This is a genomic window from Mycobacterium sp. ABE4_509, from assembly GCF_056160785.1.
The window spans coordinates 1-20,684 of the sequence record NZ_JBSWXU010000039.1; the positions used below are offsets into that span (position 1 = coordinate 1).

Below are 20,684 nucleotides of genomic sequence, written 5' to 3' on the forward strand. Positions count from 1 at the left end.
CCGCGGCCGCGTCCACGATCGACTGGGCGACGGTGCGGTCGCCGGTTCGGGCGCGCTGCACCGCGGCCCCCTCCGGGTTCGAGGTGGCCGCCAGTACGAAGACTCCCCGGTCGTGGCGCGCGGCGGTGTCCAGCAGGGGCTGCAGCGACCCGAACCCGAGGTAGGGCGACGCGGTGACCGCGTCGGCCGCCAACGGCGACCCACCCGCCCACGCTTCGGCGTAGGCGGCCATCGTGGAGCCGATGTCGCCCCGCTTGGCATCGGCGAGCACCAGGACACCGGCCGCACGCAACGCCCCGATCGTGCGTTCCAGTACCGCGTAGCCCGCCGAACCGTAGGCTTCGAAGAAGGCCACCTGCGGTTTGACCACCGCGAACTCCGCGAAGGCGGCGACACAGATCTCGCTGAACCGGGCCAGCCCGTCGGCGTCGACGCCCAGCCCCCAGCCGTGCAGCAACTCCGGATGCGGGTCGATCCCCAGGCACAGCGGGCCACGTTCGGCCACCGCCGCGGCCAGGCGCTCGCCGAACCCGCGCACCGTCAGGATCCCAGCGTGCTGTGCAGCTCCTGCAGCGACATCACGTCGATGTCACCGCGGATCCTGGCTTCGATTCCCTGCACCGCCGCTGAGGCGCCCTGCACCGTCGTGATGCACGGGATGTTCGCCGCCACCGCCGCCGAGCGGATCTCGTAGCCGTCGATACGCGGCCCGGAGTTGCCGTACGGGGTGTTGATCACCATGTCGACCTCACCGGCCTTGATGGCGTCGACCGCCGACAGGGGCGGGCGGTCCGGGCTGGGGTCTTCGAAGTGCTTCCGGACCTCGTCACACGGTATTCCGTTGCGCCGCAACATCTCCGCTGTCCCTTCGGTGGCCAGCACCCGGAAGCCAAGATCGGCCAGGCGCTTGACCGGGAACACCAGCGAGCGCTTGTCCCGGTTGGCCACCGACACGAACACCGTGCCGCGGGCGGGCAGCGAACCGTAGGCCGCGGTCTGGCTCTTGGCGAACGCGCTGCCGAAATCGTGGTCGATGCCCATCACCTCGCCGGTGGACTTCATCTCCGGGCCGAGCAGTGAGTCGATCTGGCTGCCGTCGGACTTGCGGAACCGGTGGAAGGGCAGAACCGCTTCCTTGACCGCCACCGGCGCGCTGCGCGCGGTGGTCGCTCCGTCACCGGTGCCGGCCAGCAGCCCCTCCCGGCGCAACTCGGCGATCGTGGCACCCAGCATGACCCGCGCGCAGGCCTTGGCCAGCGGCACCGCGGTCGCCTTGGAGACGAACGGCACGGTGCGGCTGGCCCTCGGGTTGGCCTCGAGCACGTAGAGCACGTCGTCCTTGAGCGCGTACTGCACGTTGAGCAGGCCGACCACACCCACCCCGAACGCGATCGCCTCGGTGGCCCGGCGCACCGCGTCGATGTCGCTGCGCCCCAGGGTCACCGGCGGCAGCGCACACGCCGAGTCGCCCGAGTGGATACCGGCCTCCTCGATGTGCTCCATGACACCACCGATGTAGACCTCGGTGCCGTCGCACAGCGCATCCACGTCGATCTCGATCGCATCCTCGAGGAACCGGTCGACGAGCACCGGATGCTCGGGCGACAGCTCGGTGGCGCGCTGGATGTAGCCCTCCAGGCTCTCTTCGTCGTAGACGATCTCCATGCCGCGTCCACCGAGCACGTAGGAGGGCCGCACCAGCACCGGGTAACCGATGTCGGCGGCGATCCGGCGGGCCTGATCGAAGCTGATCGCGGTGCCGAATCGGGGCGCCGGCAGACCCGCGGTGGTCAGGACCTCCCCGAAACGGCCGCGGTCCTCAGCCAGATCGATGGCCTCCGGACGGGTTCCGACGATCGGCACCCCGGCTTTCTCCAGCCGCTCGGCCAGGCCCAGCGGGGTCTGGCCGCCGAGCTGCACGATGACACCCACCACGCCCGGACCGCCCCTGCCCGAGGACTGCTCGGCGAAGTAGATCTCCAGCACGTCTTCGAAGGTCAACGGCTCGAAGTAGAGCCGGTCGGCGGTGTCGTAGTCGGTGGACACCGTCTCCGGGTTGCAGTTGACCATAATGGTCTCGAAACCGGCCGCGCTGAGCGTCGTCGCGGCGTGCACACAGCTGTAGTCGAACTCGATGCCCTGACCGATTCGGTTGGGCCCCGACCCCAGGATCAGCACCTTCGGGCGCTCGGCCTGTGGGGCGACCTCGGTCTCGGCGGCGGGATCGAGCTCGTAACTGCTGTAGTGGTACGGCGTTTTCGCCTCGAACTCCGCGGCGCAGGTGTCGACGGTCTTGAACACCGGATGGATGCCGAGCCGGCGCCGCAGCGCCCGGACGCCCGCCTCGCCGGCCAGTTCCGGTCGCAGCGCGGCGATCTGGCGGTCGGACAGGCCGTGGTACTTGCTGCGCCGAAGCAGCTCTTCGGCCAGCACCGGCGCGTCGATCAGCTCGGCGCGCAGTTCGACCAGCCCGGCGATCTGTTCGACGAACCACGGGTCGACACCCGAGGCCCGGGCCACCTCGTCGACGTCGGCCCCGAGCCGCAGCGCGTACTCGAGGTCGTAGAGCCGTCCGTCGGTCGGGGTGCGCAGCCGGGCCAGCACCTCGGTGACGTCGATGTCGGGGTCGGCCCCGGTCCAGAAGCCGGTCCGGCTGGTCTCCAACGAGCGCATCACCTTGCCGAGCGCCTCGATGAAGTTGCGGCCCAGCGACATCGCCTCACCGACCGACTTCATCGTGGTGGTCAGCGTGGTGTCGGCGCCGGGGAACTTCTCGAACGCGAACCGCGGCGCCTTGACCACCACATAGTCCAGGGTGGGCTCGAAGCAGGCCGGGGTCTCCTTGGTGATGTCGTTGACGATCTCGTCCAGGGTGTAGCCGATGGCGAGTTTCGCGGCGATCTTGGCGATCGGGAAGCCGGTCGCCTTGGACGCCAGCGCGCTCGAGCGGGACACCCGGGGGTTCATCTCGATGACGATGAGCCGACCGTCCTCGGGGTTGACCGCGAACTGGATGTTGCAGCCACCGGTGTCGACACCGACCTCGCGCAGGATGTCGATCCCGAGGGTGCGCATGGTCTGGTACTCGCGGTCGGTCAGCGTCATCGCCGGGGCGACGGTCACGGAGTCACCGGTGTGCACACCCATCGGGTCGACGTTCTCGATCGAGCACACCACCACCACGTTGTCGTGGCCGTCGCGCATCAGCTCGAGCTCGTATTCCTTCCACCCGAAGATCGACTCCTCGATCAGCACGTTCGCCGACGGTGACGCGGTCAGCCCGTCGCCGGCCATCCGGCCGACGTCCTCGGCCGAATAGGCCATGCCCGAACCGAGCCCGCCCATCGTGAAGCTGGGCCGGACCACCACCGGCAGGCCCAGCTCGGCGACCGTCTCGTGGACCTCGTCCATCGTGTAGCAGACCCGGGATCTCGCCGACTTGCCTCCGACTTTGGAAACAATATCCTTGAACTTCTGCCGGTCCTCGCCACGCTGGATGGCTTCGAAGTCGGCGCCGATCAGTTCGACGCCGTACTTGTCGAGCGTGCCGTTCTCGTACAGCTTGACCGCTGTGTTCAGCGCGGTCTGCCCGCCCAGGGTGGCCAGCAGCGCGTCGATCCTGTTGCCGCGCTCGGCCTGCTGGGCGATCACCCGTTCGACGAACTCGGCGGTGATCGGCTCGACGTAGGTGTGGTCGGCGAACTCGGGGTCGGTCATGATCGTGGCCGGGTTGGAGTTCACCAGGCTGACCTGAAGCCCTTCGGCCCGCAGCACCCGGCATGCCTGGGTGCCCGAGTAGTCGAACTCGCAGGCCTGCCCGATGATGATCGGGCCCGACCCGATCACCAGGACGTGGTTGAGATCTGGGCGACGCGGCATTTAGCCCCTCCTGTTCGCCGAAACGGCATTCCGGCAGCGAAAGTGCGAGACAGGACCTGCTGGAATGCCAGTTCGGCGCGGATCAGGCACTCTTCCCCCCTGCCATGAGGTCGACGAACTGATCGAAGAGGTACTCGGCGTCCCGCGGACCCGCGGCCGCCTCGGGGTGGTACTGCACCGAGAACGCCTTGCCGCCGGAGAGCCGGACCCCTTCGACGGTTCCGTCGTTGGCGCAGGTGTGGCTGATCTCGGCCCGGCCGAACGGGGTGTCGAACTGCTCGCGCGCCTCACCTTCGAGGGCGAACCCGTGGTTCTGCGCGGTGATGGCGACGCGGCCGGTCGCATGGTCGATCACCGGGATGTTGATGCCCCGGTGGCCGAAGGCCATCTTGTAGGTGGACCGGCCCAGCGCGCGGCCCAGGATCTGGTTGCCGAAGCAGATGCCGAACAGCGGGATACCGGCGCCCAGCACCTCGCGGGTCACGGCGACGAGATGGTCGGCGGTGGCCGGGTCGCCGGGCCCGTTGGACAGGAAAACGCCGTCGGGTTTCAGCTCGGCGATCTCGCTGAACGACGCCGACGAGGGCAGCACCATGCAGCGGATCCCGCGGGAGGCGAAGTTACGCGGTGTGTTCGTCTTGATGCCCAGATCCAGAGCGGCGACCGTGAAACGCTGGGGCCCTTCAGGTTCGACGACATAGACACTGTCGGTGCTCACCTCGCCGGCGAGGTCGGCACCGAGCATCGGCTCCTGGCCGCGAACCCTGGCCACCAGCTCGTCGACCGGCGCCTCGGCGGCGCGGCCACTGAACACACCGGCCTTCATCGAGCCGCGGCTGCGCAGGTGGCGCACCACAGCGCGGGTGTCGATCTCGGCGATGCCGACCACGCCCTGACGGTCCAGTTCCTCCTCGAGGGTGCTGGTGGCTCGCCAGTTGGAGGCGCGCGGCGACGGATCGCGGACCGCGTATCCAGCCACCCAGATCTTGTCGCCGTGGCTTTCACTATCCTCGAGATTCCAGCCGGTGTTGCCGATCTGGGGCGCGGTGGCCACCACGATCTGGCGGTGGTAACTCGGATCGGTCAGGGTCTCCTGGTAGCCCGACATGCCCGTCGAGAACACCGCCTCACCGAGGGTTTCCCCGATCGCCCCGAACGGGCGGCCGGTGAAGATGCGAGCGTCCTCGAGTACCAGCAGCGCCTTGTCTGTCGTCACGAGACCTCCTCGGGAAGCCATTTCGAATAGTCACCACGGTCATCGGCACGAAAACCGGTGTCGATCTCCGCGCCCGAGGGCAACCGCCAGCGGATCGCGAGGATGCCGTCGTGCGTCCGGCCCTTCCCCCCAGTCGTCCCCCTACCCTCCGAGCGGGCGGTGCCCCCAGCGCTCCTACCCCCGGGGATCACCTTCCCAGCAAGGTTGCGTTCGGTACGGATGTCGGCGATCGCATCGTCGGGTATCCAGATCGGCCCGGCGCCGTTGCGCTGCAACATGATTCCTTCCGGATAGCGGGTGAGCACGGCCTTGGCCCGAAACCCGAGGTCGGCGGCGGCGACCCGGTCGTTCCAGTGCGGCACCAGCGTGCTGCCGATGTAGAGCCCCTTGGTCGGTGCGACGAGGGCCGGGCCGACGGTGTCGGGAAGCGGGGGCAGCGAGCCGATCATCTTGGCCTGCCGTTCGGCCCGGCGCCGCCAGCCGCGCATCATGGCCTGGATCAGCACCGCGATCAGTACCGCGACCACCGCCGCCATCACCAGCGAGGTGACCAGTGTCGCAGTGTTCACGCGCGGGCCTTCCCGTCACGAGCGGTGATCGTGCCGCGCAGCAGCGTGGCGGTGACAACGGCCGGCAACTCCATCTCCTCATACGGGGTGTTGCCCGAGCGGCTGGCCAACGCCGGACCCCGCACCGTCCAGGTGGTGTCCGGGTCGACCACGGTGAGGTTGGCCGGTTCGCCGACCTCCAGGGGCCGGCCCTGGTCGGGCAACCCGACGATGCGCGCAGGGTTCTCACTCATCACCCGGGCCACATCCCGCCAGCTAAGCAGACCGGGCGCCACCATCGTGTCCACGACCACCGACAGCGCGGTCTGCAGGCCCAGCATGCCGGGGCGGGCATTGGCGAACTCGCAGCATTTCTCGTGGGTGGCGTGCGGCGCGTGATCGGTGGCCACACAGTCGATCACCCCGTCGGCGAGGGCCTGACGCAGCGCGACGGCGTCACTGGCTTCACGCAGCGGCGGATTGACCCGGTTCACGCCGTCATAGCTGTCCAGCCGGGTGTCGTCGAGCAGCAGGTGATGCGGGGTCACCTCGGCGGTGATGGCGATCCCCTGCCCCTTGGCCCATTTCAGCAGTTCCACGGTGCCCGCGGTGGAGGCGTGGCAGATGTGCACGCGGGCGCCGGCGTCGCGGGCCAGCAGCGCATCGCGCGCCACGATCGACTCCTCGGCGGCGCGCGGCCATCCCGCCAGCCCCAGCCGGGCGGCGTTGGGCCCCTCGTGGGCGACGGCGCCGACCGTCAGCCGCGGCTCCTCGGCATGCTGGGCGATCAGGACGCCCAGGCCCGACGCGTACTCCAGCGCTCGGCGCATCACCAGTGGGTCGTCGACGCACAGACCGTCGTCGGAGAACATCCGCACCCGGCCGATACCGGCCGCCATCAGGCCCATCTCGGTGAGCTGCTTGCCTTTCAGCCCGATCGTCACCGCACCGACGGGGTGCACGTCGACCAGTCCGACCTGCTGACCCCGGCTCCACACGTGATCGGTGACCACCGCGCTGTCGGCCGCCGGGTCGGTGTTGGCCATCGCGAACACGGCGGTGAAACCACCCAGTGCCGCTGCGGCCGAACCGGTTTCGATGTCCTCGGCGTACTCGCGGCCGGGTTCGCGCAGGTGGGTGTGCAGGTCCACGAAGCCGGGCAGCAGCACCTGGCCGGTCGCCTCGATGACGTCGGCGTCTTTCGGGGCGGACAGGCGGGTGCCGATCGCGGTGATCTGGCCGGCGTCGACGAGGACGTCGACGGGCTCCCCCTCGCCGTAGCACCGCACACCCCGGATGAGAACGCTCATGCGCTGATCGCTCCTTCTTCGGCTCCGACGAGCAGGTGGAACAGCACCGCCATCCGAACGTGCACGCCGTTGGTGACCTGTTGCAGCACAGCCGATTGCGGGGAGTCGGCGACCGAGTGCGCGATTTCCATCCCACGCAGCATCGGGCCCGGATGCAGCACGACGGCGTGGTCGGCGAGCACCGACTGCCGTTTTTCCGACAGCCCGTAGCGCACCGAGTACTCCCGCGAGGACGGGAAGAATCCGCCGTTCATCCGTTCGGCCTGCACCCGCAGCATCAGCACCGCATCGGCCAACGGCAGTTCGGCGTCGATGTCATGGGAGATCGTGACCGGCCAGCCGGCGACCCCTACCGGAAGCAGGGTCGGGGGCGCGACCAGCACGACCTCGGCACCGAGGGTGTTCAGCAACGCGACGTTGGAGCGGGCCACCCGGCTGTGCAGGACGTCACCGACGATGACCACCCGGCGGCCCTCGATGCCGCCGAGGCGCTGCCGGATCGTCAGCGCGTCGAGCAGGGCCTGGGTGGGGTGTTCGTGGGTGCCGTCGCCGGCGTTGATCACGCAGGGTCCGCCGTGCTCGTCGAGTGTCCAGGCCGCCAGCTGCTGGGCCGCTCCCGAGGCGGGGTGCCGCACGATCAGCGCGTCGGCGCCCGCCGCACGCAGCGTCATCGCGGTGTCGCGCAGCGACTCCCCCTTGGCCACAGACGAACCCGAGGCGCTGACGTTGATCACGTCGGCGCTCATCCACTTGCCGGCGACTTCGAACGACACCCGGGTGCGGGTGGAGTTCTCGTAGAACATCGTGATGATGGTCCGGCCGCGCAGCGTGGGCAGCTTCTTGACCTCACGTCCGATCAGCGCCTCGGCGAACCGGTCGGCGTTGTCGAGAATCGCGGTGGCGTCGTCGCGGCTCAGGTCGGCCGCCGCCAGCAGGTGCTTCACCTCGGGGGCCCTCCATGTGGCGCGATGTGGACGCCGTCGAAGCCGTCGTCTTCGGTCAGCCGCACCTTGACGTTCTCGCTGCGCGACGTCGGCACGTTCTTGCCCACGTAGTCGGCGCGGATGGGCAGCTCGCGGTGGCCGCGGTCGACCAGGACCGCAAGCTGGACACTGCGGGGGCGCCCGATGTCGCGCAGCGCGTCCAGCGCCGAGCGCACCGAACGCCCGGAGTACAGCACGTCGTCGACGAGGATGACCAGTGCGCCGTCGATCCCGCCGTCCGGTATCGAGGTGGCCGCCAGCGCGCGGGGGGGCTTGGTCATCAGATCGTCGCGGTAGAGGGTGATGTCCAGTGCGCCGTGCGCGATCTCGGTGCCGCTGAACTCGGCGATGTTGCGCGCCAGACGGCTGGCCAGCGTGACGCCGCGGGTGGGGATGCCCAGCAGCACCACGCGGGGCCCCTCGGGGCCGTCCAGTGCGGTCTTCTCGATGATCTGATGGGCGATGCGGGCGATGGTGCGGCTGACGTCCGCCGCAGACATCAACTCCCGGTCAGTGGTGGCAGCCACGTGTAACCCGGACCTCCTTCTCCGCCTCACGGGACGGTCGTTAAAGGATGTGCCGAAACTGCCGGGAGCTTAGCACCTGTGCGCGCCATGCCCGCAACGACACTGTGCGCCTCGGGTCGGTCGCTGCTGGCGGTAGCCTCTGGCGGGTGAACCTCGACCGCAACAGTGCCTCCATCACCGAAGCCATCGACGCCGGGCTGCTGGCCGGAGCCGTCACGCTGGTCTGGCACTCCGGTCGGGTGGTGCAGGTCAACGAACTCGGTCACCGCGACGTCGAGGCGGGCCTGCCCATGCAGCGCGACACGATCTTCCGCATCGCGTCGATGACCAAGCCCGTGACGGTGGCCGCGGCGATGTCGCTGATCGAGGAGGGCAGGCTGGCGCTCGGCGATCGGGTCTCGACGTGGTTGCCCGAGTTGGCCGACCTGCGGGTGCTGGCCGAGCCGCGCGGCCCGTTGGACCGGACCGTGCCGGCGCAGCGGCACATCACGATCGACGACCTGATGACCCACCGCAGCGGCTTGGCTTACATGTTCTCGGTCCTCGGTCCGCTCGCCGACGGCTACCGGAAGCTGCCGACGCGCCAGGATCAGGACCGCTGGCTCGCCGAGCTGGCCTCGCTGCCGCTGGCCCACCAGCCCGGCGAGCGCCTCACCTACAGCCATGCCACCGATGTGCTGGGAATCGCACTGTCGCGGATCGAGGGCAAACCGCTCAGCGAGGTCCTGACCGAGCGGATCCTCGGCCCGCTGGGCATGACGGACACCGGGTTCAGCGTCAGCGCAGCGGGCCGCCGCCGGGCGGCGACGATGTATCAGCTCGACGCCGACGGCGCACTGCGCCATGACGTGATGGGGCCGGCCCCGATCGTCGATCCACCGTTCTGCACCGGCGGCGCCGGGCTGTGGTCGACGGTCGACGACTACCTGGCGTTCGCGCGGATGCTGTTGGGCGGCGGCAGCGTCGACGGCACCCGGGTGCTGTCGGAGGAATCGGTGGAGTCGATGCGCACCGACCGGCTCACCGAAGAGCAGAAGCGCCACGACTTCCTGGGGGCCCCGTTCTGGATCGGGCGCGGATTCGGGCTGAACCTGTCGGTCGTGACCGATCCGGCGAAGTCGCGCCAGCTCTACGGCCCCGGCGGGTTGGGCACCTTCTCCTGGCCGGGCGCCTACGGCACGTGGTGGCAAGCCGATCCGTCGGCCGATGTCGTCCTCATCTATCTGATCCAGAACATGCCGAATCTGACTGCGGATGCGGCGGCGGCGATTGCGGGCAACACGTCGCTGGCCAAGCTGCAGAGTGCGCAGCCCAAATTCGTGCGACGGACCTACGAGGCGTTGGAGGCGTGACGCCGGCGCCTCGCTGGACGGGTGCGACCGTCTAGGTCCTGTGTGCCGGGTCGTCGAAGAACCCTTGCCATTCGTGTAGCCCGCCCAGACCGTAGGCGACTTCGATGTTGCCTCGATTACAGACCTGATCGGGGGGCCCGCTGGCGATGACACGTCCGCTGACGATCAGGACGTGGTCGGCGGCGCGGGCTTCGTCGAGGTCGTGGGTGGTGAGCACGATCGCGGTCCCGTTGTCGCGCTCTTCGTGGATGATCGAATCGATGGTGCGTGCCGAGACCAGGTCGAGCCCGGTGAGCGGCTCGTCGAGCAGCAAACCGGTGTGTTCCTGGACCAGTCCCTGGGCGACGTACACCCGCTGGCGCTGGCCACCGGAGAGTTCGTGGAGTTGACGCCCGGCGAGGTCGGCGATCTGGAGTCTGCGCATCGCCTCGTCGATGAGTCGGCGATCGCTGCGGCGGAAGGGTCGCCACCACCCGGCGCTCGGGTAGCGCCCCATCCCGACAGCCTCGCGGACGGTGATCGGAGTTGTCGGGGGAACGACCATGGACTGCAGCACATAGCTCACCTGAGCGCGGGCTGCTCGCGGGTCGGTGCCCAAGACCTGCAGGTTGCCGGATGCGGCGGGCAGTATTCCGGCGATAGCGTGCAGGATGGTGGACTTGCCGGACCCGTTGGGCCCGATCAGCGCGGTAATCCCCCAGTTGGGGACGGTGAAGGTCGAGGCCGCCAGGGCGACGTGGTCGCCGTATTTCACGACGAGGTCGCGTGCCTCGGCCAGCGGGGGTCCTGGTGGTGGCGGGGGCCTGGTCACGACTGCTCGGCCGTTTCGTCGGTTGCCGCTAGGCGGCTGACGGCTGCCGCGGCCCGAGTCGCAGCGAGGGTGCAGAAGAAGACCAGGATCGGGACGATCGCCATCGTCGCCGATGCGGCGGTTCCCAGGTGGTAGCTGGCCAGTAGCCCGACAGCCACGGACAAGACGGAGATCACGGCCGCGGTGAGCATCATTCTGGGGACGGTCCCGACGAGCAGCGCAGCGGTCGCCGGCGGCCCGATGAGCAGACCGAAGACCAACAGGGTGCCCACTGCCTCGAAGCTGCCGATCACGGCGGTGGCGATCAACACGAGCAGGATCGCGTGGGCCAGCGCGGGCCGCATCCCGAGTAGCTCTGCCTTGCGCCGGTTGAACGCCAGGGACAGGAAGGGCCGGTACATCGCCACCGACACCACGAGAACAAGCGCGGTGAGGATCGCCTGCCTGGTGAGGTCGTCACGGGTGACACCGAGCGCGTCGCCGAACAGGATGGCGGTGAGGTTTCCGGTATAGGCATCGGTGCGCGAAATGATGACGACGCCCAGCCCGAGCATTCCCACGAAGAGCAACCCGATGGCGCTGTCCTCGCCCAGTGAGGTCTGGCGGCTGACCAGCTCGATACCGGCCACCATCACCAGCGCCGCCACGGCTGCTCCGGCCATCGGGTTGACGTTCAGCACGACAGCGGCTGCGATCCCGGGAACGACACCGTGCATGAAGGCGTCTCCGAAGAAGCTCATCCCACGCAACACCAGCCAGGTGCCGACGACCGAACTCATCAGGCCGGCGAGTATTCCCCCTGCCAGTGCGCGTTGCTGGAAGGCCAGCTCGAACGGCTCGACGAACCAGTCAAGCACAACACGCTTTCCTCACCGGGTCAGCGCAGTGGAGATGAGGGAGGCGTTCTCGCGCATCATCGACGGATAGTCCTGGGCACCAGAACCCTCCGGCCCCAGACTGCCGACGTAGAGCGGGACGACCTGCACGGGGCGACCGGCCTCCTCTGAAAGAGCTTCCAGCAGCTGGTCACTCTGCGCGGTGTTGCCGAATATCGCTGGGACGCCCGTCTCATCGATCACCTCGACCAGCTGGGCCAGGTGTTCTGAACTCGGCTCGGCCAGCGTGGAGACACTGGGGATCACCACGTCGGCGACCTCGAAATCGTAGGCGGCGGCGAAGTATCCGAAGGCGTCGTGGTCGGTGATCAATACCCGGCTGCCCGGTGGAACCTCGGCCAGGATGTCGCGGACCTCGGCGTCGACGCCGCGCAGTTCTTCCGCGACGGCCTGCCCGCAGCCCGCGTAGGCATCTGTCCCGGTCACCTCGTCGAGCCGGGCCGCGACGAGCTCGGCCCCCCGGGCCATCCGGGCGGGGTCGAACCACACGTGCGGGTCCAGGGAGCCATGGTCGTGCCCGTGCTCGTCGTGTCCGTGTTCCTCGTCGTGCTCGTGCTCCTCATCGTGTCCGTGCTCGTCGTGGCCATGTTCCTCGTCGTGGTCGTGCCCGTCGCCCATCGGCAGCGGATCCAGGAGAGGGGCGACTTCGATGACCGCGGCGCCGTCTTCTTCGGCTGAGGCCATGGCCGACTCGAGACCCTGTTCGAGTCCTAAACCGTTGGCGACGACCAGGTCCGCGCTGACCATGCCCTCCACGTCTGACGAGGATGGCGCATATTCATGCGGGTCCGCACCCACAGGCATCAGTGTCGTAACCGTTCCTCCGCCGCAGTCGACGACGCGAGCGGCGATGTCTCCCCAGATGGTGGTGGTCGCCACGACGGAGACGGCGCCGTTCGCGCCGTCAGCGCTGTCAGCGCTGTCCTGGTCAGAGCTACCACAGGAACTCGCGACCAGCCCCACACACATCGCGCCGGCGATCACCAGCGCAGACTGCCCCTTCATCGGGTGCCTCCAGCGGGATCGAGGACACTTCGCAGCATCCGGCGGCTTGTACCGTTGTCGGCATCCGTTGAGTCAGCGGTAAGAGGAGCGTCGAGACGACGGACGAGACCGCGATGACCCCGGCGTTGGTGAGCCCGATCAGCGGCGCCGGCTTTGCGCCGCCCTACTGGTAGCCAGTGCATGACGCTCATTACTAGCAGTAATGACAATCATTTTCAACATGGTTGCGTGGGCTTCAGATGCACCGGGCGGTTGCGCTCGACACCTGCCGCCGACGAACGATCGGACGTTGCAACGATTCCAGCCCGATAGCGGCGCAGGTACGGCGCGACATCCACTCCGACCACGCGGTGTCGTCGACAAGGCTCCGCGTAGCCCGGCAACCCGTCAGCGCAGCGTGGCGTCGAGCCAGTCCAGCGTGACCGCGTTGGACAGTGTCAGGTTGCCGAGCTGGCAATGGGTGTCCGCCCCCTCGTCCGCGGTGAACATCCGGCTGGTCACCGGGCCCGACGCCTGATCGGCGAACACCTCGTATTGCCGGCGCGGCTCTCCCCCTTCACCCGTTCCGACCAGGGCCAGCGCTGGACACGTCACCAGGGCCGGGTCGACGGTGAACTGCTTCAGATACTCGAACGTGCCGAGGAAGGTCGTCTGGCCGAAACGCCGGATCAGCGACCTCGACATCTCCTTGATCTGCGGCGGCATTTCGTCGTCGGGAATCTCGTCGATGTCGGTCAGGCTGAAGTCCTCCTCGGGGGTGAGAACTTCCTCGGGGTCACCGCCCATGCCCGCGACGAACGACACCATGTAGGCCCGCAGGTCGATCACCGGTGAATTCGCCACCAGCGCCCGCACTCTCGTGTCATGCGCGGCGGCCCGGGTGACGAAGTAGCCGCCGAAGCTGATCCCGAGCAGCGCCAAACGGTCGGGATCGACGTCCGCACGTTCGAGGGCCAGGTCGATCCACGGCGACACCCACGACTCGGTGTCGGGCACGAAGTGAGTGTCGGGTTCGGTTCGGGCGGTGTCCATCTGGCCGGGACCGCAGATCTGCAACACGCGCCAACCACGCTGCAGCGCGGACAGGCCGATCTGGAAGTAGGTCTCCTCCAGGGTTCCGTCGAAGCCACTGGTGGCGACCAGCGTCGGCCCGGCTTCGGTCGCGCCGGGCGGAGCGAACCAGTAGCCGGGCAGCCGCTGGCCACGCCAGGGCAGCCAGAGCTGCTGCACACCGTCTTCGCCCAACGCGGCCAGGAACGCCGCGCGGCTGGCCAGCCCCAACTCGACGTGGCGTTCGGCCCCGAACGGCGAGAAGTACTCGGCGGCGCGAAAGCTGTTCGACGCGTGCAGGTAGCGCTCCCGGGCGCTGAGGTGGTGACCGGCGGCCGCGCGCTCGTCGGCGTCGGCGCGTTGACGCTCGGCGAGCGCGGCGAACTCGTCTGGCCACGACTGCGGTCCGGAGTCACGGATGCGCGCGGCGACCCCGAGGGTTTCGCCGACCGACGCGCCGCCGTAGGGTGCGGAGCCCAGCTGGCGCAGCAGTTGGAAGTCGAGTTCGGGGTCCTGGAAACCGGTGACTCGAGTGGCGCTTCGGACGGTGGTGTCGGTCAACAGGACTCCTCTACCCAGAACTAACCGGACTAGTCGCCGGTCCCCCGGACCGCCTGGGCGGCCGCCCGAATCTGCGGTGTCACCAGCATCACCTGGCCCAGTACACCGTTGACGAAACCCGGTGAGTCATCGGTGGACAGCTGCTTGGCGAGTTCGACAGCTTCGTCCACGGCGACCGGTTCGGGAACGTCGTCGGCGTGCAGCAGCTCCCACACCGCGACCCGCAGGATGGCACGGTCGACGGCAGGCAGCCGGTCCAGGGCCCAGCCCTGCAGGTGTGCCGCGATCAGATCGTCGATGTGCGCGGCGTGCTCGGTCACCCCGCGCGCCACCGTCACGGTGTACGGGTTCAACGCAGACACGCCGTCGGTCTGCTTCTCCGCCAGGGCGTTTCGAGCATCGGCCACCTCCGCGGGGGTGATCCCGCGGGCTTCGGCTTCGAAGAGCAGATCGACCGCGCGTTTACGGGCCTGGTGCCGGCCCCGGTCACCTCGGCGGTCAGCCATCCCGTCGCTCCGCTACGCTCCGCTCGCCCAGGTCAGCCATTGACCCTTCCCAGGTAACTACCGTCGCGGGAATCGACCTTCAGCTTGTCACCGGTGTTGATGAACAGCGGCACCTGGATCTCGGCGCCGGTCTCGACGGTGGCCGGCTTGGTACCGGCGCTGGACCGGTCACCCTGCAGGCCGGGCTCGGTGTGGGTGACCTCGAGTTCGACCGTCACCGGCAACTCCAGGTACAGCGGCGCGCCGTCGTGGAAGGCGATCTGCACCGGCATGCTCTCCAGCAGGAAGTTGGCCGCGTTCCCGACCAGCGAATCCGGCAGGGGATGCTGCTCGAAGTCCTCGGAGTCCATGAACACGAAGTCCGAGCCGTCGCGGTACAGGTAGGTGGCGTCGCGGCGGTCCACGGTCGCCGTCTCGACCTTGACCCCGGCGTTGTAGGTCTTGTCGACGACCTTGCCGGACAGCACGTTCTTCAGCTTCGTCCGCACGAATGCCGGGCCTTTACCAGGCTTGACGTGCTGGAAGTCGACGATCTGCCACAGCTGGCCGTCGATCTGCAGGACGAGCCCATTCTTGAAGTCGGCGGTCGTTGCCACGGTCGGTTGTACTCCTAGCTTCTAGAGGATGACCAGGTCCTTGGAAAACCTGGTGAGCAGTTCGGGGCTGTCTCCGCCGACCGCCAGGGTGTCCTCGATGCGGACACCGCCGCGGTCAGGCAGGTAGACACCGGGCTCGACGGTCACCGCGGAGCCAGCAAGCAGTGTACCGGCGGCCGCTGCGCTGATTCCCGGCGCTTCGTGGATCTGCAGCCCCACCCCGTGGCCGAGGCCGTGTCCGAAGTTGTCCGCGTACCCGGCATCGGCGATGACCTGGCGTGCCGCGGCGTCGACGTCCTTGAGCGCGACCCCCGGGGCCAGCGCGTCGCGCCCCGCCCGCTGCGCCGTGGCCACCAGTTCGTAGAGATCGCGCTGCCAGTCGGCGATGGGTGAGAGCACGAAGGTGCGGGTCATGTCCGAGTGGTATCCGGCCACCAGGGCGCCGAAGTCGATCTTGACGAAGTCGCCGGCCGCGAGCACCGCGTCGGTCGGCCGGTGATGGGGAATCGCCGAATTGGCTCCGGCCGCGACGATGGTTTCGAACGATGCGCCGTCGGCGCCGTGGGCCAGCATCAGCGCCTCGAGTTCGTTGCGGACCTCTTTCTCGGTGCGTCCGGGACGCAGCCCGCCGCGCGCCACCAGGTCCGTCAGTGCAGCGTCGGCGGCCTCGCAGGCCAGGCGCAGCAGCGCAACCTCGCCGGCGTCCTTGACCTCGCGCAGCCCCTCCACCGTGCCGGCGGCACGCACCAGCTCGCACTGCTCACCGGCCGCGGCGGTCAGTGCCGCGAAGGCGTCGACGGTGACCACATGGCTCTCGAAACCCAGCTTGGCGACTCCCCGTCCGGCAGCCAGACCGGCCAGGTGGCGCCCGCACGCCCGCTCGATGACCACCACGGCGTCGGGCGCCTGCCGTGCGGCCTGGGTGCGGTAGCGGCCGTCGGTGGCCAGCACCGGCGTTTCGTCGTCGGCGAGTACCAGCAGGGCCGCGTTGGACCCGGTGAATCCGGACAGATAACGGACGTTGATCAGGTCCGACACCAACATCGCGTCCAGGTCCGCGTCGGCCAGACGTTGACGCAACCGGTCACGCCGCTGAGAAATCGTCACAGCCGTTGACGCTACTCGCTAAGGTGAGGCCCCATGAGTAAGTGGTTGCTGCGCGGACTGGTGTTCGCCGCCCTGATGGTCGTTCTCCGGTTGCTGCAGGGAGCGATGATCAATGTGTGGGAGACCAGGGCGGGAATGATCAGCGCGGCGCTGGTTGCCGGCTACGGTGTCGTCTCGCTGTTGTGGGGCTATGTCGACGGTCGCTCGGACGCCCGCAACAACCCCGACCCGGAGCGGCGCGCCGACCTGGCGATGACCTGGCTGCTGGCCGGCCTGTTCGCCGGTGTGGTCAGCGGCGCGGTGGCCTGGTTCATCGGGCTGTTCTACAAGAACCTCTACGTCGAAGGCCTGATCAACGAGCTGACCACCTTCGCGGCGTTCACCGCGCTGCTGGTGTTCCTCACCGCGATCATCGGGGTCGGCCTGGGCCACTGGCTGGTCGACCGCAAGGCTCCCGACGTGCCGCGCCGCCGCGAGGACGACGACCGCGCCGACACCGACGTGTTCGCCGCGGTGCGCGACGACCGTGACGTTCAGGGGTACCCCACGACGGCGGACGCCGCCGAGTCCGAGCCGCAGACCTCACCGATCGCCGTCGCCGAGCACGACGAGGACACCAAGCCCGAGGACAAGCGGGGGAGCTGATTCCCGCCTGGCCCGGCTAGTCCCGGGCCACCTCGGCATACGCGGCGGCCAGCAGCGACGGGTCCGGCCCCTCGAGCCGCCCCGGCTTGGCCAGCCCGTCGAGCACCACGAAGCGCAACACCCCGGCGCGGGTCTTCTTGTCCCCCAGCATCGAGTCCATCAGTTGCGGCAGCGCGTCGGCGTCGTAGCTGACCGGCAGACCCAGCGAGGCCAGGATGCTGCGGTGCCGGCCGGCGGTCTCGTCGTCGAGGCGCCCGGCCAGCCGGCCGAGTTCGGCGGCGAACACGAGCCCCACCGACACCGCCGCGCCGTGACGCCACTTGTAGCGTTCCCGGCGCTCGATCGCGTGGGCCAGGGTGTGGCCGTAGTTGAGGATCTCGCGCAGCTGCGATTCCTTCTCATCGGCGGCCACGACCTCGGCCTTGACCGCCACCGCGCGCCGGATCAGTTCGGGCAGCACCGTTCCGGTGGGATCCAGCGCGCCTTCGGGGTCGGCTTCGATGATGTCCAGGATCACCGGGTCGGCGATGAACCCGGCCTTCACGATCTCGGCCATACCGGCCACGATCTCGTTGCGGGGCAACGATTCCAGTGTCGCCAGGTCGATCAGCACGGCGGCCGGCTGGTGAAAGGCGCCGACGAGGTTCTTTCCGGCGTCGGTGTTGATGCCGGTCTTGCCGCCCACCGCCGCATCGACCATGCCCAGCAGCGTGGTCGGGATGTGCACGATGTCGACGCCGCGCAGCCACGTCGCGGCGGCGAACCCGGCGACGTCGGTGGCTGCTCCGCCCCCGAGGCTGACCACGGCGTCCTTGCGGCCCACCCCGATGCGGCCGAGGACTTCCCAGATGAAGCCGACGACGGGCAGTTCCTTGCCGGCTTCGGCGTCGGGGATCTCGATGCGGTGCGCGTCGATGCCCTGGTCGGACAGGTGGCTGCGGATCGCCTCGGCGGTCTGCGCGAGCACCGGCTGGTGCAGGATCGCCACCTTGTGCCTGCCCTGCAGGATGCGGGACAGATCGCCGAGCAGGCCGGTGCCGATGATCACCGGGTACGGCGGGTCGGTGCATACGTCCACGGTGACCGGCTCTGTCACGGAGTGTCCTTTCCTGAGCAGGTCGAGCCGCGGCCCTTCTTGGCCGCCACCGCGGCCGGGCTGGGCGGCGCTTCGGTGGAGGGCGCGGCGGTCAGCGACCACGGGGCACGGCGCCACCCCGGACGGCGGCGCCGGCGGTCGGGCCGGGCGTCGGGGTTCTCCAGACGGTTCACGATGTGGCGCACCACGGCGCCGGGGTTGCGGTGATTGGTGTTGACCCGCATCGTCGCGACCTGACGGTACAGCGGGACCCGTTGCGCCATCAGGGTTTTGAACTTCTCGCCGCGGTCCCCGCCGGCCAGCAGCGGCCGCGTGGTGGATCCCCCGGTGCGGCGGACCCCCTCGGCTGCGCTGATCTCGAGGTAGACCACGGTGTGCCCGGTCAGCGCTTCGCGCACGCCGGGGGTGGTGACCGCGCCGCCGCCCAGCGACAGGATCCCGTCGTGGCTGGCCAGCGCGTCGCGGATGACCTTCTCCTCGATCCTGCGGAACTCGGCCTCGCCGTCGGTGGCGAAGATGTCGGCGATGCTGCGGCCGGTGGTCTTCTCGATCGCCACGTCGGTGTCGAGCAGGTCCAGCTCAAGTGTCTTGGCCAGTCGGCGGCCGATGGTGGACTTGCCCGAACCGGGCAGCCCGATCAGCACGACCTTGGGAGCCATCAGCCGCTGACCTGTGCGATATCGGCGCCGGCGGGCTCGCGGGCGGCCACCGCCTTGAGGTAGGTGTCGATGTTGGCGCGGGTCTCGGTCAGCGAGTCGCCGCCGAACTTCTCCAGCGCGGCGCGGGCCAGCACCAGGGCCACCATCGTCTCGACGACGACACCGGCGGCGGGTACCGCGCACACGTCGGAGCGCTGGTGAATCGCGACCGCTTCTTCCCCGGTGGCCATGTCGACGGTGGCCAGCGCCCGCGGGACGGTGGAGATCGGTTTCATCGCTGCGCGAACCCGCACCGGCAACCCGTTGGTCATGCCGCCTTCGAGGCCGCCCGCACGGTTGGTCGAACGCATCACTCCATCGGGTCCGGGGTACATCTCGTCGTGGGCCACGCTGCCGCGCCGGCGCGCCGTCTCGAAGCCGTCGCCGATCTCCACGCCCTTGATGGCCTGGATGCCCATCACCGCCCCGGCCAGCTGGCTGTCGAGCCGGTTGTCGCCGCTGGTGAACGAGCCCAGCCCGACCGGCAGTCCGTGCGCGACCACCTCGACCACGCCACCGAGGGTGTCGCCGTCGCGTTTGGCGGCCTCGATCTCGGCGATCATCAGGGCCTCGCTGGCCGCATCGTAGGCACGCACCGGGCTGGCGTCGACCGCCTCCAGGTCGACGGCCTGCGGCGGTGGGCCGTCATAGGGCTCGGAGGCCCCGATGGAGATGACGTGCGAGACCACCTCGACACCGAGGGCCTCACGCAGGAAGGCGCGCGCGACGGTGCCGGCGGCGACCCGCGCGGCGGTCTCGCGGGCGCTGGCGCGTTCGAGGACCGGGCGGGCGTCGTCGAAACCGTACTTGAGCATTCCGGCGTAGTCGGCGTGGCCGGGCCGCGGCCTGGTCAGCGGCGCGTTGCGGGCCGCGCTGTCGGCCAGCGCCACCGGATCGACCGGGTCGGCGGCCATCACGGTCTCCCACTTCGGCCATTCGGTGTTGCCGATCTCGATGGCGATCGGCCCGCCGAGCGTGACACCGTGACGCACCCCGGCGAGCATGGTGACCTGGTCCTGCTCGAACTTCATCCGGGCGCCGCGGCCGTAGCCGAGGCGGCGGCGGGCCAGCTGGCCCGCGATCTCGTCGGTGGTCACAGCAACGCCGGCGACCATGCCTTCGACCATGGCCACCAACGCTCTGCCGTGGGATTCGCCTGCCGTCGTCCATCGCAACACGTGTCCCATTTTCGCACGGCGGGCTCAGCGGCCCGCTGACACCGCCGTGGCGTCGAGGATGCGGGCGATCTCGGCCGTGGCCGCGCGGTGGGCGGCCGTGCGGTCCGCCGACCGCGCCACGGTCATCGCGGTTTCGCACAGCGCACCAAACAGAAAGTGGGCCAGCGGCTTCGCCGGACGCGCCGCGATGCTGCCGGCCTCGACCGCGCGGGTGATGGCCACTTCCATCATGTCCAGCAGGGGCGCCTCCATGCGCCGGGTCTGCTCCCAGCCCAGCGCGGTCAGCGCGTCGAGCAACACGATGCGCTGCACCCCGGGGTCGAGGCACTCGTCGAGGAAGGCTTCGCAGGCTGCCCGGAACGCCTCCCACGGGTCAGGCTTGCTGCGGTAGGTGTCCAGCAGCGGAATCGTCAGCGTGGTGATCTCCCGGGCCAGCACCGCCTCGAAGAGCTGCCTCTTGCCTTCGAAGTGGTGATACACCGCCCCCTTGGTGACCTGGGCGCGAGTGGCGACCGCGGCCAGTGACGTGGCCTCGTAGCCGTCCACGGCGAACAGTTCGCGCGCGGCGGTGACGAGCGCCGCGGTCGTCGCTTCGGTCCGCTCGGCCTGTGTGCGTTTGGCCGCCCCTGTCACCACCGCATAGACGATAGTCAACGATCGGCGATGACCGACTCGAGCGCGATCAAGGGCAGCTGTCGCTCGGTGAACCGCGCGTAGTGC

General features: G+C 69.1%; 19 protein-coding genes and 1 pseudogene. 2 read left to right on the forward strand and 18 right to left on the reverse strand.

All coding sequences use genetic code 11. The annotated features are described in order from the left end of the window. From pyrF to pyrR, 7 genes are all read right to left on the reverse strand, one after another. Positions 1-538, reverse strand: a 538-nt coding sequence (pyrF, locus tag ACXAID_RS11085; protein WP_475022259.1) for an orotidine-5'-phosphate decarboxylase, incomplete at its 3' end; no start/stop codon positions are given. A 2-nt stretch (positions 539-540) separates the two neighbouring features. After that, on the reverse strand, positions 541-3,879 hold the full coding sequence (gene carB, locus ACXAID_RS11090) for a carbamoyl-phosphate synthase large subunit (RefSeq protein WP_475022260.1): 3,339 nt from the start codon (positions 3,877-3,879) through the stop codon (positions 541-543). 82 nt (positions 3,880-3,961) lie between these two features. Further along, on the reverse strand, positions 3,962-5,095 hold the full coding sequence (gene carA / locus ACXAID_RS11095) for a glutamine-hydrolyzing carbamoyl-phosphate synthase small subunit (protein ID WP_475022261.1): 1,134 nt from the start codon (positions 5,093-5,095) through the stop codon (positions 3,962-3,964). Next, positions 5,092-5,664, reverse strand: coding sequence for a PH-like domain-containing protein (locus ACXAID_RS11100; RefSeq protein WP_475022262.1), 573 nt, complete (start codon positions 5,662-5,664; stop codon positions 5,092-5,094). The genes carA and ACXAID_RS11100 overlap by 4 nt, the downstream gene beginning before the upstream one ends. After that, positions 5,661-6,953, reverse strand: a complete 1,293-nt coding sequence (locus ACXAID_RS11105; protein ID WP_475022263.1) for a dihydroorotase — start codon at positions 6,951-6,953, stop codon at positions 5,661-5,663. Before ACXAID_RS11105 ends, ACXAID_RS11100 begins: the two co-directional genes overlap by 4 nt. Further along, positions 6,950-7,897, reverse strand: coding sequence for an aspartate carbamoyltransferase catalytic subunit (locus ACXAID_RS11110; RefSeq protein ID WP_475022264.1), 948 nt, complete (start codon positions 7,895-7,897; stop codon positions 6,950-6,952). The genes ACXAID_RS11105 and ACXAID_RS11110 overlap by 4 nt, the downstream gene beginning before the upstream one ends. Continuing rightward, the gene (gene pyrR / locus ACXAID_RS11115; RefSeq protein ID WP_475022265.1) at positions 7,894-8,463 is read right to left on the reverse strand and encodes a bifunctional pyr operon transcriptional regulator/uracil phosphoribosyltransferase PyrR; all 570 of its coding nucleotides are present in this window, start codon (positions 8,461-8,463) and stop codon (positions 7,894-7,896) included. Before pyrR ends, ACXAID_RS11110 begins: the two co-directional genes overlap by 4 nt. Positions 8,464-8,609: 146 nt before the next feature. On the opposite strand from pyrR, the gene ACXAID_RS11120 reads away from it, so the two are divergent. Then, positions 8,610-9,815, forward strand: a complete 1,206-nt coding sequence (locus ACXAID_RS11120) for a serine hydrolase domain-containing protein (RefSeq protein WP_475022266.1) — start codon at positions 8,610-8,612, stop codon at positions 9,813-9,815. 31 nt (positions 9,816-9,846) lie between these two features. On the opposite strand, the gene ACXAID_RS11125 is transcribed toward ACXAID_RS11120, so the two are convergent. The 7 genes from ACXAID_RS11125 to ACXAID_RS11155 all read right to left on the reverse strand — a co-directional run bounded on the left by ACXAID_RS11125 (position 9,847) and on the right by ACXAID_RS11155 (position 16,347). Then, on the reverse strand, positions 9,847-10,626 hold the full coding sequence (locus tag ACXAID_RS11125) for a metal ABC transporter ATP-binding protein (protein WP_475022267.1): 780 nt from the start codon (positions 10,624-10,626) through the stop codon (positions 9,847-9,849). Further along, complete coding sequence (locus ACXAID_RS11130; RefSeq protein ID WP_475022268.1) at positions 10,623-11,483, reverse strand: metal ABC transporter permease; 861 nt, start codon at positions 11,481-11,483, stop codon at positions 10,623-10,625. Before ACXAID_RS11130 ends, ACXAID_RS11125 begins: the two co-directional genes overlap by 4 nt. 12 nt (positions 11,484-11,495) lie before the next feature. Then, entirely contained in the window at positions 11,496-12,527 is a 1,032-nt protein-coding gene (locus ACXAID_RS11135; RefSeq protein ID WP_475022269.1) for a metal ABC transporter substrate-binding protein, read from the reverse strand. 387 nt (positions 12,528-12,914) lie between these two features. Beyond that, complete coding sequence (locus ACXAID_RS11140) at positions 12,915-14,138, reverse strand: alpha/beta hydrolase family protein (protein ID WP_475022270.1); 1,224 nt, start codon at positions 14,136-14,138, stop codon at positions 12,915-12,917. A 29-nt stretch (positions 14,139-14,167) separates the two neighbouring features. Further along, positions 14,168-14,644 (reverse strand): transcription antitermination factor NusB, encoded by a 477-nt coding sequence (nusB, locus tag ACXAID_RS11145; RefSeq protein ID WP_475022271.1) that lies wholly within the window; start codon positions 14,642-14,644, stop codon positions 14,168-14,170. 32 nt (positions 14,645-14,676) lie between these two features. Beyond that, positions 14,677-15,240 (reverse strand): elongation factor P, encoded by a 564-nt coding sequence (gene efp, locus ACXAID_RS11150; protein WP_475022272.1) that lies wholly within the window; start codon positions 15,238-15,240, stop codon positions 14,677-14,679. Positions 15,241-15,261: 21 nt separating this feature from the next. Continuing rightward, on the reverse strand, positions 15,262-16,347 hold the full coding sequence (locus tag ACXAID_RS11155) for a M24 family metallopeptidase (RefSeq protein WP_475022273.1): 1,086 nt from the start codon (positions 16,345-16,347) through the stop codon (positions 15,262-15,264). Positions 16,348-16,380: 33 nt separating this feature from the next. On the opposite strand from ACXAID_RS11155, the gene ACXAID_RS11160 reads away from it, so the two are divergent. After that, positions 16,381-16,992, forward strand: a complete 612-nt coding sequence (locus ACXAID_RS11160) for a B-4DMT family transporter (RefSeq protein WP_475022274.1) — start codon at positions 16,381-16,383, stop codon at positions 16,990-16,992. 16 nt (positions 16,993-17,008) lie between these two features. Here the strand turns inward: ACXAID_RS11160 and aroB are convergent, their stop codons facing one another. The 4 genes and pseudogenes from aroB to ACXAID_RS11180 all read right to left on the reverse strand — a co-directional run bounded on the left by aroB (position 17,009) and on the right by ACXAID_RS11180 (position 20,600). Continuing rightward, the gene (gene aroB, locus ACXAID_RS11165) at positions 17,009-18,088 is read right to left on the reverse strand and encodes a 3-dehydroquinate synthase (RefSeq protein ID WP_475022275.1); all 1,080 of its coding nucleotides are present in this window, start codon (positions 18,086-18,088) and stop codon (positions 17,009-17,011) included. 152 nt (positions 18,089-18,240) lie between these two features. Next, a pseudogene (locus ACXAID_RS11170) lies at positions 18,241-18,747 on the reverse strand (shikimate kinase); the annotation flags it as partial. Continuing rightward, a complete protein-coding gene (aroC, locus tag ACXAID_RS11175; protein ID WP_475022276.1) occupies positions 18,747-19,964 on the reverse strand; it encodes a chorismate synthase in 1,218 nt (405 codons plus the stop codon). The gene aroC and the pseudogene ACXAID_RS11170, both read right to left, overlap by 1 nt. Before the next feature lie 24 nt (positions 19,965-19,988). Then, positions 19,989-20,600, reverse strand: a complete 612-nt coding sequence (locus ACXAID_RS11180; protein ID WP_475022277.1) for a TetR/AcrR family transcriptional regulator — start codon at positions 20,598-20,600, stop codon at positions 19,989-19,991. Between the last annotated feature and the right edge of the window lie 84 nt (positions 20,601-20,684).

What these genes read in the sequence shown, in the direction of transcription:
- ACXAID_RS11135 (WP_475022269.1), bottom strand. Translation starts at nt 12,527, where the DNA reads ATGAAGGGGCAGTCTGCGCTGGTGATCGCCGGCGCGATGTGTGTGGGG.
- ACXAID_RS11160 (WP_475022274.1), top strand. Translation starts at nt 16,381, where the DNA reads ATGAGTAAGTGGTTGCTGCGCGGACTGGTGTTCGCCGCCCTGATGGTC.
- nusB (WP_475022271.1), bottom strand. Translation starts at nt 14,644, where the DNA reads ATGGCTGACCGCCGAGGTGACCGGGGCCGGCACCAGGCCCGTAAACGC.
- carB (WP_475022260.1), bottom strand. Translation starts at nt 3,879, where the DNA reads ATGCCGCGTCGCCCAGATCTCAACCACGTCCTGGTGATCGGGTCGGGC.
- ACXAID_RS11105 (WP_475022263.1), bottom strand. Translation starts at nt 6,953, where the DNA reads ATGAGCGTTCTCATCCGGGGTGTGCGGTGCTACGGCGAGGGGGAGCCC.